The 13,278-nt window shown below is 74.9% G+C and carries 8 protein-coding genes; 7 read left to right on the top strand and 1 reads right to left on the bottom strand.

Annotated elements, in window-relative coordinates:
• The first annotated feature begins 162 nt into the window (after window positions 1–162).
• Entirely contained in the window at window positions 163–1,776 is a 1,614-nt protein-coding gene (locus tag ACZ6PY_RS26205; protein ID WP_466076440.1) for a hypothetical protein, read from the top strand.
• 309 nt (window positions 1,777–2,085) lie between these two features.
• Here the strand turns inward: ACZ6PY_RS26205 and ACZ6PY_RS26200 are convergent, their stop codons facing one another.
• Window positions 2,086–3,162, bottom strand: a complete 1,077-nt coding sequence (locus ACZ6PY_RS26200; protein ID WP_466076437.1) for an App1 family protein — start codon at window positions 3,160–3,162, stop codon at window positions 2,086–2,088.
• Window positions 3,163–3,244: 82 nt separating this feature from the next.
• On the opposite strand from ACZ6PY_RS26200, the gene ACZ6PY_RS26195 reads away from it, so the two are divergent.
• From ACZ6PY_RS26195 to ACZ6PY_RS26170, 6 genes are all read left to right on the top strand, one after another.
• On the top strand, window positions 3,245–4,855 hold the full coding sequence (locus ACZ6PY_RS26195; RefSeq protein WP_466076434.1) for a hypothetical protein: 1,611 nt from the start codon (window positions 3,245–3,247) through the stop codon (window positions 4,853–4,855).
• Between the two features lie 22 nt (window positions 4,856–4,877).
• Window positions 4,878–5,675 (top strand): peroxide stress protein YaaA, encoded by a 798-nt coding sequence (gene yaaA, locus ACZ6PY_RS26190; RefSeq protein ID WP_466076430.1) that lies wholly within the window; start codon window positions 4,878–4,880, stop codon window positions 5,673–5,675.
• Window positions 5,676–5,783: 108 nt separating this feature from the next.
• The gene (locus tag ACZ6PY_RS26185) at window positions 5,784–6,449 is read left to right on the top strand and encodes a hypothetical protein (RefSeq protein WP_466076427.1); all 666 of its coding nucleotides are present in this window, start codon (window positions 5,784–5,786) and stop codon (window positions 6,447–6,449) included.
• A gap of 226 nt (window positions 6,450–6,675) precedes the next feature.
• Entirely contained in the window at window positions 6,676–8,937 is a 2,262-nt protein-coding gene (locus ACZ6PY_RS26180; protein WP_466076424.1) for a helix-turn-helix domain-containing protein, read from the top strand.
• 188 nt (window positions 8,938–9,125) lie between these two features.
• Window positions 9,126–12,197 carry a S8 family serine peptidase gene (locus ACZ6PY_RS26175; RefSeq protein WP_466076420.1) on the top strand — a complete coding sequence of 1,024 codons (3,072 nt, stop codon included), beginning with the start codon at window positions 9,126–9,128 and terminating at the stop codon, window positions 12,195–12,197.
• A gap of 162 nt (window positions 12,198–12,359) precedes the next feature.
• Complete coding sequence (locus ACZ6PY_RS26170) at window positions 12,360–13,274, top strand: TAXI family TRAP transporter solute-binding subunit (protein ID WP_466076525.1); 915 nt, start codon at window positions 12,360–12,362, stop codon at window positions 13,272–13,274.
• Window positions 13,275–13,278 lie beyond the last annotated feature (4 nt).

Here is a 13,278-nt window from a genome sequence, read left to right as displayed (position 1 = left end):
GTGTTACCCGCGGCCTGTGCGGAGAGTAACGCCAACGCCCGCAATCCCTACGCTGCGTGGAGATGTCGGGCGCAGCCGCGGTCGACCTGAACGGACGAGCAGCACCCTCCGTACCGCTGAACGGATGCCGGAACCCGTGACGGACGAGGCGGAGGAGCTTCGATGGCGTGGAGCAGAGGCACAACCAGGCGACGGACGACGGCGGGCTCGTCCCGGAACCGGAAGATCGCGGGCGGGGTGGCCCTGGCGATGACGGCCGGGGCGGCGTTCGCGGTCGCGACCGGCACCGGCCAGGCCGCCGAGAACTGCCAGGGCCTGGACACCGCCCTGCGCAACAACCTGACCTTCATCGCCGACCAGCGCCGCAACCCGGACGCGAACTCGGCCGCCCGGATCGCCAACCGGCAGGCCGTGGTCGACCTCATCCAGCAGCGCCGGGCCACGGCCGGCTGCACCGGCACCGTCGAGGTGGCCGGGGCGGCCTGCCCGGAGGTCCCGTGGGAACAGGCGATGGGCACGCAGCTCGATCGGGCCTGGGCGATCACCGGACAGATGCGGGGCGAGCGCTCCGGCCAGCTCGTCGACCCGCGACTGACCGAGGCGCGGGTGAAGCGGCTCGCCGGCCTCTTCGGCGGGGTCCGCGACATCGTGCAGGGCGCCCGGAAGGCACAGACCGGCGGAGCGGAGGCGCCCGGTACGGGGCCTGACAAGACCGGGCCTTCCGGCGCCGCTGCCGACGGAGCCGATTCCTCCGCGGCGGGGGCCGACGAGACCGGGGCTTCCGGAGCCGGTGCCGGCGAGGCCGAGGCGTCCGGAGCCGGTGCCGGAGAGGCCGGGGCGTCGGGTGCCGGTGGGGCCGATGCGTCCGGGGCCGGTGGCGCGGCCGGTGGCGCGGCCGGTGGCGCGGAGCGGGCCGCCGACATCATCAACGCGATCGGCGGTGTGCTGCAGCAGATCGCCGCGATCATCCAGGCCGCCCAGCAGCAGGCGGACGGCGGCCAGCAGGCAGGCGACGCCCAGGACGACCAGCAGGCCGGCAACGAGCAGGGTGCCGGTGGCCAGGAGGGTGTGGGTCAACAGAACGGCGACGGCGGAACGGCAGCGGGCCAGCAGGGCGCGGCCGAGCAGCAGGACGAACAGGCGGCCGACGGGCAAGGGGACGGCGGTCCGGCCGCAGACGAGGAACAGGGCGCGGACGAGCAACAGGGTGCCGCCGGTCAGCAGGCCGGGAAGCGGGTCGCGGATCGACTTCAGCAGATCCGGGCACGCATCCAGCAGCTCCGGGCCATCGTCAAGCAGATCCGTGCCGCACGCCAGGCCGCACGCGACCAGGGCGGCCAGGGCGCGAACCAAGGCCAGGGTGCGGACCAGCGCCAGGGTCCGAATCAGGGCCAGGGTGCGAATCAGGGCCAGGGCGTCGGCCAGGGTAAGAACGGCCAGGCCGGTCAGGACATGAGCGACCAGGCGGGCCAGGGCATGGACCAGGCCGGTCAGGGCGAGGTCTACATGGTGGCCGACCCGAGCGTGCCGGGCTGCGCCCCGGGCGACGCAGGCCAGGGCGCGGGCGGCGCGGGCAACGCGGGCCAGGAAGCGGGCAACGCCGGCGCCGGGATGCAGGACGACGCGACCGGCGCCGACCAGCAGGAGGGCGAGGCGGACGGCAAGGGCACGGATCCCGCCGACTCGGCCGACACCGGCGCCGGCATGAAGGACACCGGGGCCGCCGCCGGCACAGGCGACGCCGACAGGAACGGGGCCGACCCGAACGCCACCTGACCGCCGGCACCCCGCAGGGCCACGGACCCGGGGAACCGGCGTGACCCACAAGCCACCGGCAGAAGCGGCGACCCGGCCAGATCGACTCCACGGCCGGGTCGCCGTTCCTGCCACAGCCCCACCTCCCGCGACCGCACCCCATCCCGGCCGCCAACCGGAACCAACCCACCCCGTCGATCATGAGGTTGACGGCACCAAAAGAGATCGACTTCGCCGTCAACCTCATGATCGACCGGGAGGGCCGGCGGAGCAGGCCGGCGGAGCAGGCCGGCGGAGCAGGCCGAGTCAGTCGGGCGGGGTGGGGTGGGGTTAGACCAGGCCGGCTTCGCGGAGGAGTTTCCAGAGGCCGGCGCCGTCCGGGGCGGCCAGCCACTTCTGGCCCACCGGGCCGGCGGCGGGGCGGCCCGCCGGGGTGGGCAGGCTGCCGGCGAGCACCGACTGGGTGGGCGAGAGCCGGCGGATGGCCACGCCGGCCACGTTGTCCGGGTGGGCGGCGGCGAACTCGCGGTAGATCTCCTGGTCGTGCTGGCCGTCGTCGCCGATGAGCAGCCAGCGGACGTCGGGGAACTCGCGGGCCAGCCGGGCCAGGGTGGCCCGCTTGTGTTCCCGGCCGCTGCGGAACCAGCGGTCGGCGGTCGGCCCCCAGTCGGTGAGCAGCAGCGGCCCGGCCGGGTAGAGGTGCCGGGAGAGGAACCGGGTCAGCGTCGGCGCGACGTTCCAGGCGCCGGTGGAGAGGTAGAAGACCGGGGCGCCGGGGTGGGCGGTGACCAGGCGCTCGTACAGCACGGCCATGCCGGGGACGGCGGCCCGGGCGTGCTCGTCGAGGACGAACGTGTTCCAGGCGGCGAGCAGGGGCCGGGGCAGCGCGGTCACCATGACCGTGTCGTCGATGTCGGAGAGGATGCCGAACCGGACCTCCGGGTCGAGGATGCGGACCAGCGCCTCGACCGGCTCGGCGTCGGCCACGCTGAGGCGTACGCAGCCCCAGCCCGGGGTGAAGTCGGCCTTGACGACGGTGTCCACGAAGCCGCTGCGGTCCGCGGTCGCCTCCTGGCGTTCCCCGCCGGCCTCGATGGTGACCTTCGCGTACTTGGCGGGCAGGGTGGTGAAGCTGCGCCAGCCGCGGACCTTCTCCAGCCGGCCGCGCTGCCGGGTGTCGGGGCGGCCGAGCAGCACCCGGCAGAGCACCCGCGCCCAACCGGGTGCGCCGTACCCGGCGTACGCGATGATGTTGGCCTGCCACCCGGTGCGCCGGAGCCGGCGTTCGACGAGGCCGTGCAGGGCGTCCTCGATGCGTGCGGCCCGGTGCAGCTGCGGCACGGCCAGTTGGTCCGGTGGTGTGGGTGGCACGCTGTCACCCTGCCACAACCCGTGCGGGCCGGCCACGCGAGTGGTCTGCGCCGATCCACCCCGCCGCCCGGCGCCCCCGTGACAGACTGCGGTCGAGGCGACGACGGGGGCGTTGGTCGTGTCGACACCAGAGCGGGACCCGGGACGGTGGCGTCCGGCGCTGGACCGGCCGGCGCTGGTGGCGCTGGTGCTCGGCGTGGCCGGGGTCGGCTACCGGCTGGTGCTGACGCTGCTCACGCTGCCCACCTCGAACAGCGACGAGGCGACGTTCGGTCTGGCGGCCCTGCACATCGCCACCGGCGACGAACGGCCGGTCTTCCTCTACGGCCAGCGCTACATGGGTGTGCTGGAGTCCTACCTGGCGGCGCCGCTGGTCGGCTGGGCGGGGGCGAGCTGGCCGTTGCTGCGGCTGCCGTTGCTGGCGCTGTTCGCGGTGTTCCTGTGGCTGGCGTACCGGTTGACCCGCCGGCTGTTCTCGCCGTGGCTCGCCGCCTTCGTGGTGGGCCTGTTGGCGCTCGGCTCCGAGCGGGTGGTCCGGGACCAGCTCACCGTGGTCGGCGGCCGGCCGGAGGTGAAGCCTGCGGTGCTGGCGATGCTGCTGATCGCGGTCGCTCTCGGCGAGCGCCGGGTCCGGCACCGCTGGCTGGCCACCGGCCTGTTCGGGCTGCTGGCCGGGCTGGCGCTGTGGTCGGACTGGCTGATCGTGCCCTACCTGGCGGTGGCGGGTCTGGTGCTGGTCTGGGCCGCGCCCCGGGACCTGGTGGGCTGGCCGGGGGTGCTGCTGGTGGCGGGCTTCGTGCTCGGTGTGGCGCCGGTGGTGAAGGACAACCTGGTCGCCCCGGACGGGCAGGACTCGCTGTCGGTGTTCCGGGAGATCAGCACCAAGGACGGCGTGACGCCGTCGGTGTCCGAGCGGCTGCACGGCGGGCTGCTGGAGGGGGTGCCGCTGGCCTCCGGGCTCTGCCCGATGGACGGCTGCGCCCGCTGGGCCCAGTGGTTCGGGCTGCTCTACCCGGTGTTGCTGCTGGCCGCCGCCGTGCTCGGGCTGGTCGCGTTCCGCCGGGCCGCGGACCCCGCCGCGCGGCTCCGGGCGGTGGCGATCCTCGCCCTGGTGGTCGGTGCGGCGTTGACCCTGCTGGCGTACGTGCGCAGCCCGCTCGCCGCGACCGATCCGCTGGGCAACTCCCGCTACCTGTCGGTGCTCCAGATCTCGCTGCCGGCGGTGCTGTGGCCGCTGTGGCGGGCCGCCGCGCACGCGGTCCGGGCCACCGCCGGCGCGGCCGCGCGGTCCGCCAGGGCGCTGGCCGGCCTGGTCCTGGTCGCGCTGGTGGCCGCCACGGTCGCGGGCACCGTGGCGTTCGTGCGGGACGCCCCGTCGCTGCGGGCCGAGGAGCGGCAGGCCCGGGAGCTGGCCGAGACGGTGCGCCGCGCCGGCCTGCGCGAGGTGTACGGGGACTACTGGACCTGCAACCGGCTGATCTTCAACACGGGTGAGGCGGTGGTCTGCGGGGTGCTCGACGGCGACCTGAGCCCCGGGCAGAACCGCTATCCGGCGTACTGGAAGCGGGTGGGGCGGGCGGCCCGGCCCGGCTACGTGGTGGCCGTCGGCTCGTCGGCGGAGCGCGCGCTGCGCCGGCTGCTCGGCGACCGGGCCGACGCGGCGGTGGTGGCCGAGGTGGGCGGCTATCGGGTGTACCACCCGGATGCCGCCGTGCGGCCGTGGCGCTGAACCCGCGCCGTACGCTGTGCCGATGCTCATCCTGCTGCCTCCGTCGGAGGGGAAGGCCGAGGCCGGCACCGGCCGGCGGCTGGACCTGTCGAAGCTCTCCCTGCCGGAGCTGAACCCGGCCCGGGAGGAGGTGCTGGCCGCCCTGGTCGACCTCTGCGCCGGCCCCGACGAGGCGGCGGCCCGTGACGCGCTGGGCCTGAGCGAGGGGCAGCGCGGCGAGCTGCGGCGCAACGCGCGGCTGCGGGCGGCGGCCACCGCGCCCGCCGGACGGATCTACACGGGCGTCCTCTACGAGGCCCTCGACCTGGCCACGCTGCCGCCGGCGGCCGAGCGGCTGGCCCGCCGCTCGGTGCTGGTCAGCTCGGGCCTCTGGGGGGCGGTCCGCCTCACCGACCGGATCCCGCCCTACCGCTGCCCGATCGGGGCGCGGCTGCCGGGGATCGGGGCGCTGTCGGCGTACTGGCGCCGGGCGCTGGCGGAGGCCGTGGCGGCGGCCGCCGGGACCGGCCCGGTGCTGGACCTGCGCTCCGGCGCGTACGCGGCCACCTGGGCGCCGCGCGGGGCGGTGGCCGAGCGCACCGTGACGGTGCGGGTGCTGCACGAGCGCGAGGTGGACGGGGTGCCGACCCGGTCGGTGGTGAGCCACTTCAACAAGGCCACCAAGGGCCGGCTGGTCCGCGACCTGCTCACCGCCGGCACGCGCCCGCGTACCGCCGACGCGCTGGTCGGGGCGCTGCGCGAGCTGAAGTACGCGGTCGAGGAGCAGCCGCGGGCGGCGGGCCGGCCCCGCCAGCTCGACGTGGTGGTCACCGAGCTCTGAGGGCGGGTTGCCGCAAATTTTGCTCAAGGCTCGGCCGCAGCGGTTTCGCGGCGCGGACGCCGGGGGTCACGGTTAGGGCACCCCGATTCCGACCAAGGAGCTGTTCCGATGGCCCCCGAGTCCACCACCCTGCTCGACCGGCCCCGCCAGTCGTCGCCGCCCCCGCCACTGGACTGGCTCACCCTGGCCGACGCCTTCGAGGTCGCCTGCCTGGTGCGCTGCACTCCGCCGCCGGCCACCGACGCCCGCCGGGTCGACGCCGGCACGCACCGCGGCGGGATCGCCGAGTTCAACCGCCAGGACGCGGCGCAGCGGATGCGGCAGCTGCTGCAGCGGCTGGACGTGCCGGTGGAGCACGAGCTGACCACGGGCGGCCTGCGCCGCCGGTACGAGCTGCACCGGCTGTCGGTGCCCCGGGAGCACCGGCCGGCGTACGCGGCCCTGCTGGAGGCCGGCTGGCGGCAGGGCCGGCGGGAGCTGCTCGGCGGTCCCGTCCCGGGCGCCTCCACGGCCCGCCGGGTGTGGCGGCCCCGGCTGGCCGCCGCGGCGTGGCGAGCGGCGCTGCTGGCCGGCGGGCGGCACGTGCGCCGGCACAGCCTCGGCATCCGGCTGGCCGACCGGGACCTGGCCGCGGTGCTGGTGCGGGGCGCGGCGCTGCTGGACGTCCCCGCGGTGCTCCGCCCCGGCGCGGGCTGCTTCCTGGTGAGCGTGCCCAACGGCGCGCACCGGGCGCGCATCGTCGAGAGCGCCGCGCTGGCCCCGGCGGCCTGCTGAGCCGCCCGCCGGTCGTCCGCCAACCCGGGCATCCCCCGGTCGGCGCCCGCCGGCGACCGGCACGACGGCTGCCGTACCGCGGCAACATGGGCGCAACAGCGTCCGGCTAGCGTCCAGTCGTTGCGCCGCGACCTGCGGGCCGACACGTCGGGAGTGTGGATCCAGCTTGCTTCGCCCCAGCGCTGACCATGCCGTACCGCCCGCATCGGGGTGGCACACCGGTGACGTGCGCCAGCTGGCGGAGCTGCTGCGCGAGCACCGGATGGCGGCGCGGCTCAGCCAGGAAGCGCTCGCGGAGACGGCCGGGGTCGCCGTGCGGACCGTACGCAACCTGGAAAGCTCCCGGATCGCCCGGCCGCGTCGCCGGACCGTGGAGGAGCTCGCGAACGCGCTCGGCCTGACCGGCCAACCGCGCGACCGGCTGCTCCGGACGGTGCACGGGATCGCGCCGGCGCCGGGTTGGCAGCACAGCAGCCTTCCCCCGGTGGTGCCCGACTTCGTCGGTCGGCAGGCCGAACTGGACCAGCTGGTCGCGCAGGCGCGGCGCCTCGCCGGGCAGCCGGGCAACGCCACCGTCGTGATCAGCGGGCAGCCGGGCGTCGGGAAGACCAGCCTGGTCGTGCGGGCCGCGCACGCCCTCGCGGCGGAGATACCCGGTGTCGCGTGCCACGTCGACCTGCGCGGCATGGACCTGGCGCCGCTCTCGGCCGACCAGGCGCTGGAACAGCTGCTCACCACCCTCAGGGGCGGCCGGCGCGGGCCGCTGCCGCCCGGGCCGGGCGAACGGCTCGCCCTGTACCGGATGCTGACCGCCACCCGTCCCGGGCTGCTGGTGCTCGACAACGCGGCCACCGAGGAGCAGGTACGGCCGCTGCTCCCGACGGGTCCCGGCTGGCTGGCGCTGGTCTCCAGCCGGTTCAGCCTCAGCGGGCTGGAGAGCACCGGCCGGCTGCGCCTGACGGACCTCGACGAGGCCACCGCGACGAGGCTGATCGAGGAGATCGTCGGCGCCGACCGGGTGTCGGCCGAACCGGAAGCCACCTCGGAACTCGTCCGGCTGTGCACCGGACTGCCCCTCGCCCTGCGGGTGGCCGGTAACCGGCTCGCCTCCCGACCGTCCTGGAGCATCGGCTGGCTGGTCGAGCGGATCCGCGACGAGACCGGCCGCCTCGACCTGCTGCATCCCGGCGACACCCGGGTCCGGGCCGGGTTCAGCCTGTCGTACGACCAGCTGCCGGAACTCGCGCGGCGGGCCCTGCGCCGGCTCGCGGCGCTGCCCTGGCCGGACTACTCCGCCGGCGCGGTGGCGCAGCTGCTGGGGGTCGACGTCGGCGCGGCCGAGGCGGCGCTGGAGACGCTGGCGGACGCGAGTCTGCTGTCACCGGCGGCGGCGCCCGACCGTTACCTGCTGCACGATCTGCTCCGCGTCTTCGCCGCCGAGCGCCTCGCCGCCGAGGAACCGCCGGCGGATCGCGACGAGGCCGTCGCCCGGGTACGGACGTGGTTGCTCGGGATGGTCGAGGCCGCCGGCCGATGGCTCGACCCCGACCCCAGGCGGGAACCGGCCGCCGACAGCGGGTTCGGCGGCGTCCATGCCGCCGTGGCGTGGCTCACCGCCGAGCGGCACGGCTGGTGGTGGGCCGTGCGGCAGGCCGCGGCGGCCGGGCGGCACCGGGACGTGATCGCGGCCGCCGACGGGCTCTACTGGTACTCGGACCGCTACCACCACGTGATCGACTGGCCGGAGCTCTTCGGCCTCGCCGTCACCGCGGCGCAGGCCTGCGGCGACACGGTGGCGGAGGCCGCGCAGCGCAACGCCCTGGGCTGGGCCCAGACCATGGTGCTCGACCGGCCGGCGAACGCGGTCGAGCAGCACCGCGAGGCCTTCCGCCTGGCCGCCGCGGCAGGCGACCGGCGCAACCTCGGCTGGGCGTGCTTCTACCTCACCGGCGAGCGCTACCGCGCCGGCGACCTGGCGGGCGCCGCCGAGGCCTGTGCTCGGGCGCTGCGCGAGTTGACCGGCGCGGGGGACCTGACCGGGCGGATCATCACGTCGTACACGCTGGCCGACATCCGGCGGCAGCGCGGCGAACCCGGTGCCGCGCTCACCCACCTGCGGCGCGCGCTCGACGACTGGCGGGCCGCCATGGTGGACCAGCCGGCCCACCACCTCGCCAGTCGTCCCCTGACAGGTTGGATCCACCACCGGCTCGGACGTGCCCACGCGGACCTGGAGCAGTGGCCCGAGGCGATCGCCTCGATGGAGGCGGCGGCCGCCGACTTCGCGGCCGGGGGCGACCCGTACGGTTCTGGTGAGGCCGCGCTGGGCCTCGCCGAGGTGCTGCTACGGGCCGGGGACTCCCGCGGGAAGCGGGTGCTGCTGGACGCGGTGCGGGATTTCGAGGCCGACGGCGACCAGGCGCGAGCGGCCCGGGCCCGGCAGCTGCTCGACCCCCGACCGGGCCCCGATACGGCAAATTGCCGGTGATCTTGCCTGGTCGACCACGGTCGTCGACCTTAGCGTCTCCTTGAACGTCATCCAGGTTGCTGACGACGAATCGCAGCCCACCAGTGGTGGTGAACCGAACCGGTCGGGTGGCGTCGGCATCTCCTCCGGATCGAGGGGTGCATCCACGCTTGGGAGCGCTTCCAAGCAGTAGTTCTGGAAGGAGCCTCGTGGCTACGAGCACGAGTACTACCCGGCGCCGACGGGGGCTGGCGGTTCCGCTGCTGGTCCTCGCCCTGGCTGGCGCCGGCACGGTCGCCACCGCCGGCCCGGCGTCGGCGGCAGCGACCGGACCGAGCAGGGTGGCGGACAGCGGCCTCGACTTCGGACCGGCCAGGAACGGTGACCGGGTGGACCTGACCGGCGGCGGGGGCCGGACCGGGAAGCCCGACACGGAGCAGAAGAGCACGCCCACCGGTCCCGCCCGGTACGTTGTCGAACTGGCTGAGGATCCGGTGACGACGTACACCGGCGGGACCTCGGGCCTCGCCCGGACCCGCCCGTCCGCCGGCAAGCGGCTGGAGCCGCACTCGGCGGCGGCGAAGGCGTACCGGCAGCACCTGGGCATCCAGCGCAATGCCGTGGCCGAGGCGGCCAAGGTCAAGGTCGACCAGGTCTACACCACCGCCTTCGACGGCTTCTCCGCCACGCTGACTCCCGCCCAGGTCGACGCGTTGAAGCGGGACAAGCGGGTCCGTTCGGTCACCGCTTCCCAGTCGTTCAGCATCAACCAGGCGACGCCGGGCGAGGCCACGCCCACCCCGCCGCCCGCCGCACCGACGACCGCCGCACCGACCGGCGACGCGGCCACAGGCGCCGCGACGGCCGGTGCGCAGGCGCCTGCGAAGCCGGGCAGCGGCACCGGTGCCGGGATCGTGATCGGCGTCCTGGACTCCGGCATCTGGCCGGACAGCCCGTCGTTCGCCAGGACCATGCCGGCCCCGGCGGGCTGGCACGGCACCTGCCAGACCGGGTACGCCTTCGTGGTCGAACACTGCAACGGCAAGATCGTCGGTGCCCGGTACTTCGCCGACACGTACCTCGCGGCCGCGGGCGAGCTGCCGGAGGGCGAGGTCCTGTCCCCCCGGGACATGGTCGGGCACGGTACGCACACCGCGTCGACCGCGGCCGGACTGCCGGTCGAGGACGTCACCATCTCGGGGCGGCACTTCGGTCCGATCTCCGGCGTGGCGCCGGACGCGCAGATCGCCGTCTACAAGGTCCTGTGGGGCGGTTCCGGGTACGACGCGGACATCATCGCCGGCATCGACGCCGCGGTCGCCGACGGCGTCCAGGTGCTCAACTACTCGATCGGGAAGCAGTTGGGGGACTGGGAACCGAACACCCCCATCGGCACCGCTTTCCTCAACGCCACGCTGGCCGGGGTCTTCGTCTCGGCATCCGCCGGCAACGACGGCTTCAGCGGCGCGATCAGCAACGCCCAGCCGTGGGTGACCACGGTCGGCGCGGCGGTGACGAACGTGAACGAGGGAACGGTCCAGCTCGGCAACGGCACCACGATCGTGGGCGCCTCGCTGGACGTCCTCCCCGGTGGCAAGCCCCGCCCGCTGGTCTTCGGCGAGCAGGCCGGCACCTTGGAGGACGGCTCGGCGTACTGCTACGGCCTGGACCCGGCGAAGGTGAAGGACAAGGTGGTCGCCTGCGCACTGGACAACCCGTACGACCAGGTGGCGGAGGCGCGGGCCAACGGTGCCGCGGCGGTGGTCCTCTTCGACCCCGTGGGCAACTTCCGGGTCAACTCGATCTACGACTTCCCGGTGCTCTACCTGAACACCAAGGAGCAGGCCGGCAAGATCTTCAACTACCTGATGCGCCACCCGACCGACGGCACCGCGCTGCTCACCTCCGGCGGTGACGGGTCCAGCGTCCCCGGCGTGCCGAGCGTCGCGGACTACTCGTCCACCGGGCCGGACAAGACGCACAACGGGCTCATGAAGCCCGACCTGGTCGCGCCCGGCAGCGACATCATCGCGGCGGTGTCCCCGCCCGGCAACTTCGGCCGGCAGTACGACGCGTACTCGGGCACCTCGATGGCGGCCCCGCACGTGGCCGGGGCGGCCGCGATCCTGCGGGCGGAGCACCCCGACTGGTCGCCCGGGGCGGTGGCCTCGGCGCTGCGGACCACCGCCACCGACACCGTGGGCACCGACAACCCGCTGACCCAGGGCAGCGGCATGCTGGCCCTGGGCCGGGCCGACGACCCGGGGCTGGTCATCGAGCCGGCCGCCGCGGACCTGGTCGCGTTCGCCACGGCGGCGCAGCCGGACGGCCGGGAGCTGAACCTGCCGTCGATCTCGCTGCGCGAGTACGACGGGACCAGGCAGGTGACGCTGACCCGCAAGCTGACCAACGTCGGCGGCAGGCAGGAGACGTACCGGCCCTCGGTCACCGGGCTGCCCGGCATGCAGGTCACCGTGACCCCCAAGGTCGTGACGGTGGCACCGGGCAAGACCGCCACGGTCACCATCACGCTGCGGCGTGGTAGCGCGCCGTGGGACCGCTACGTCACCGGCGCGATCACCTGGCGCAGCGATGCCCACCAGGTACGGATCCCGGTCGCCGCGCGTCCGTGGGGCATCTCCCCCCGGTTGTACGACGACAACCTGGAGGAGTTCGGCCGGATCGTCAACGGCGCCTACGGGTGGATGGAGCCCGGCTTCACCGGCAAGATCTCCGGCCGGTCGACCGGCTACGCCCCCATGCGGTGGGACTCGTACTCGATGCCGGCGGGAGTCAACGGCGGCGTCTTCGACCCGGAGGCCCTCGGGGTGCGGGCGCACACCTTCACCGTGCCGGCGGGCAGCGCCGGGATCGTGGTGGAGACCGCCACCGACGACCCGAACACCAACCTCGACCTGTGGCTGTACAAGGGTGACAAGCTCGTGTACCGGAGTGCCGCCGACTGGCACAGCAGTGAGCGGGCCTGGGCCTTCATGCCGGAAGCCGGCACCTACACGGCGTACGTCTTCGCGCAGGCCTCCGGCGGCCCGGTCGTCGACTACCGGCTCGGCCACGTGATCCTCCGCCGCGACGGCCACTACTCCCCCGCCACGATGCAGCTGCCGGCCAGGGTGGAACGGGGCACGACCCCGTCGTACAAGCTCCGACCGGACGCCCCGCTGGAGGAGAACGTCGAGTACTGGGCATACACCGAGTTCTCCACCAACGGGGAGGTGGTCCCCGGACAGCTGGCCTTCACCACGCAGTACTTCTGGGAGTGACGCGCGGACACCAGGTTCGGTGGGGTGGAGCCGTCAGCTCCGCCCCACCGCGCCGCCGCCCCGCCGGACCGGCGGGCTTGCGCGGCGGGCCGTGCACGGCGCACAGTGCAGCCCGTGAACGGACACTGGCCCGTGCCCGGCCGACGCCGGGCCGCCGCCCCGATGGCGCTCGTGCTGCTGCTGGTGTCAGCACTCGCCGGGCTCGCCGGCTGTCGGGACGAGCCGACCGAGCCGGTGCGGATCCGGATCGCCACGGGTAGCCCCACGGCCGTCTACCACGCCTTCGGCCAGTCGCTGGCCGCGCTGCTCAACCGGGAGCTGCCCGGTGTGCAGGCCAGCGTGGAGGTCACCGCGGCGTCCGCCCAGAACGTCCGGCTGGTCGGCTCCGGGGAGGCGGAGCTGGGCTTCACCCAGGCCGACGTGCTGCCGCCGCACGCGCCGGAGCACCCCGCGGTGCTCGCCGTGGCCCGGGTCTACGACGACCTGCTGCACCTGGTCACCACGGCCGGAGGTCCGGTACGCACCCTGGCCGACCTGCGGGGCCGGCGGGTGTCGGTGGGCGCCGACGGCTCCGGCACCGAGGTCACCGCCCGCCGGCTGCTGGCCGTCGCCCAGCTCGGCGGCGACCAGGTCCACCAGGAGCATCTCGGCCTGGACGCCTCGGTGGCGGCGCTGCGCGGCGGCCAGATCGACGCCTTCTTCTTCTCCGGCGGCCTGCCGGTGCGCGGCGTCGCCGAGCTCGCCGCCAGCACCTCGTTACGCATGGTCGACCTGGGCGACTGGACCGAACCGCTGCGCCGCGGGTACGGGCAGGTCTACGTGACCCGGGACATCCCCCGCTCGGTCTACGGGGCGGACCCGGTCAGCACGGTGGCCAACCCGAACTACCTGATCGCCCGCGCCGACCTGCCGGCGGCGCTGGTGCGCGAGGTGACCCGGCTGCTGATGGAACGCCGGGAGGAGCTGGCCGCCGCGCACCCGGCGGCCGGCCGGATGAGCCCCCGGGCGGCGATCGTCACCACCCCGCTGCCGCTGCACCCGGGCGCGGCCGACTGGTACCGCGCCACCAAGCCCTGAGGCG

Source organism: Micromonospora sp. NPDC048907, from assembly GCF_055586885.1.
The sequence above is the reverse complement of the archived record's forward strand: the minus strand, read 5'-3'. Positions and strand labels throughout refer to the sequence as shown.

Bases quoted from the DNA above. Each gene is read 5' to 3' on its own strand.
- ACZ6PY_RS26205 (WP_466076440.1), top strand. From the start codon at position 163: ATGGCGTGGAGCAGAGGCACAACCAGGCGACGGACGACGGCGGGCTCG.
- yaaA (WP_466076430.1), top strand. From the start codon at position 4,878: ATGCTCATCCTGCTGCCTCCGTCGGAGGGGAAGGCCGAGGCCGGCACC.
- ACZ6PY_RS26185 (WP_466076427.1), top strand. From the start codon at position 5,784: ATGGCCCCCGAGTCCACCACCCTGCTCGACCGGCCCCGCCAGTCGTCG.
- ACZ6PY_RS26170 (WP_466076525.1), top strand. From the start codon at position 12,360: ATGGCGCTCGTGCTGCTGCTGGTGTCAGCACTCGCCGGGCTCGCCGGC.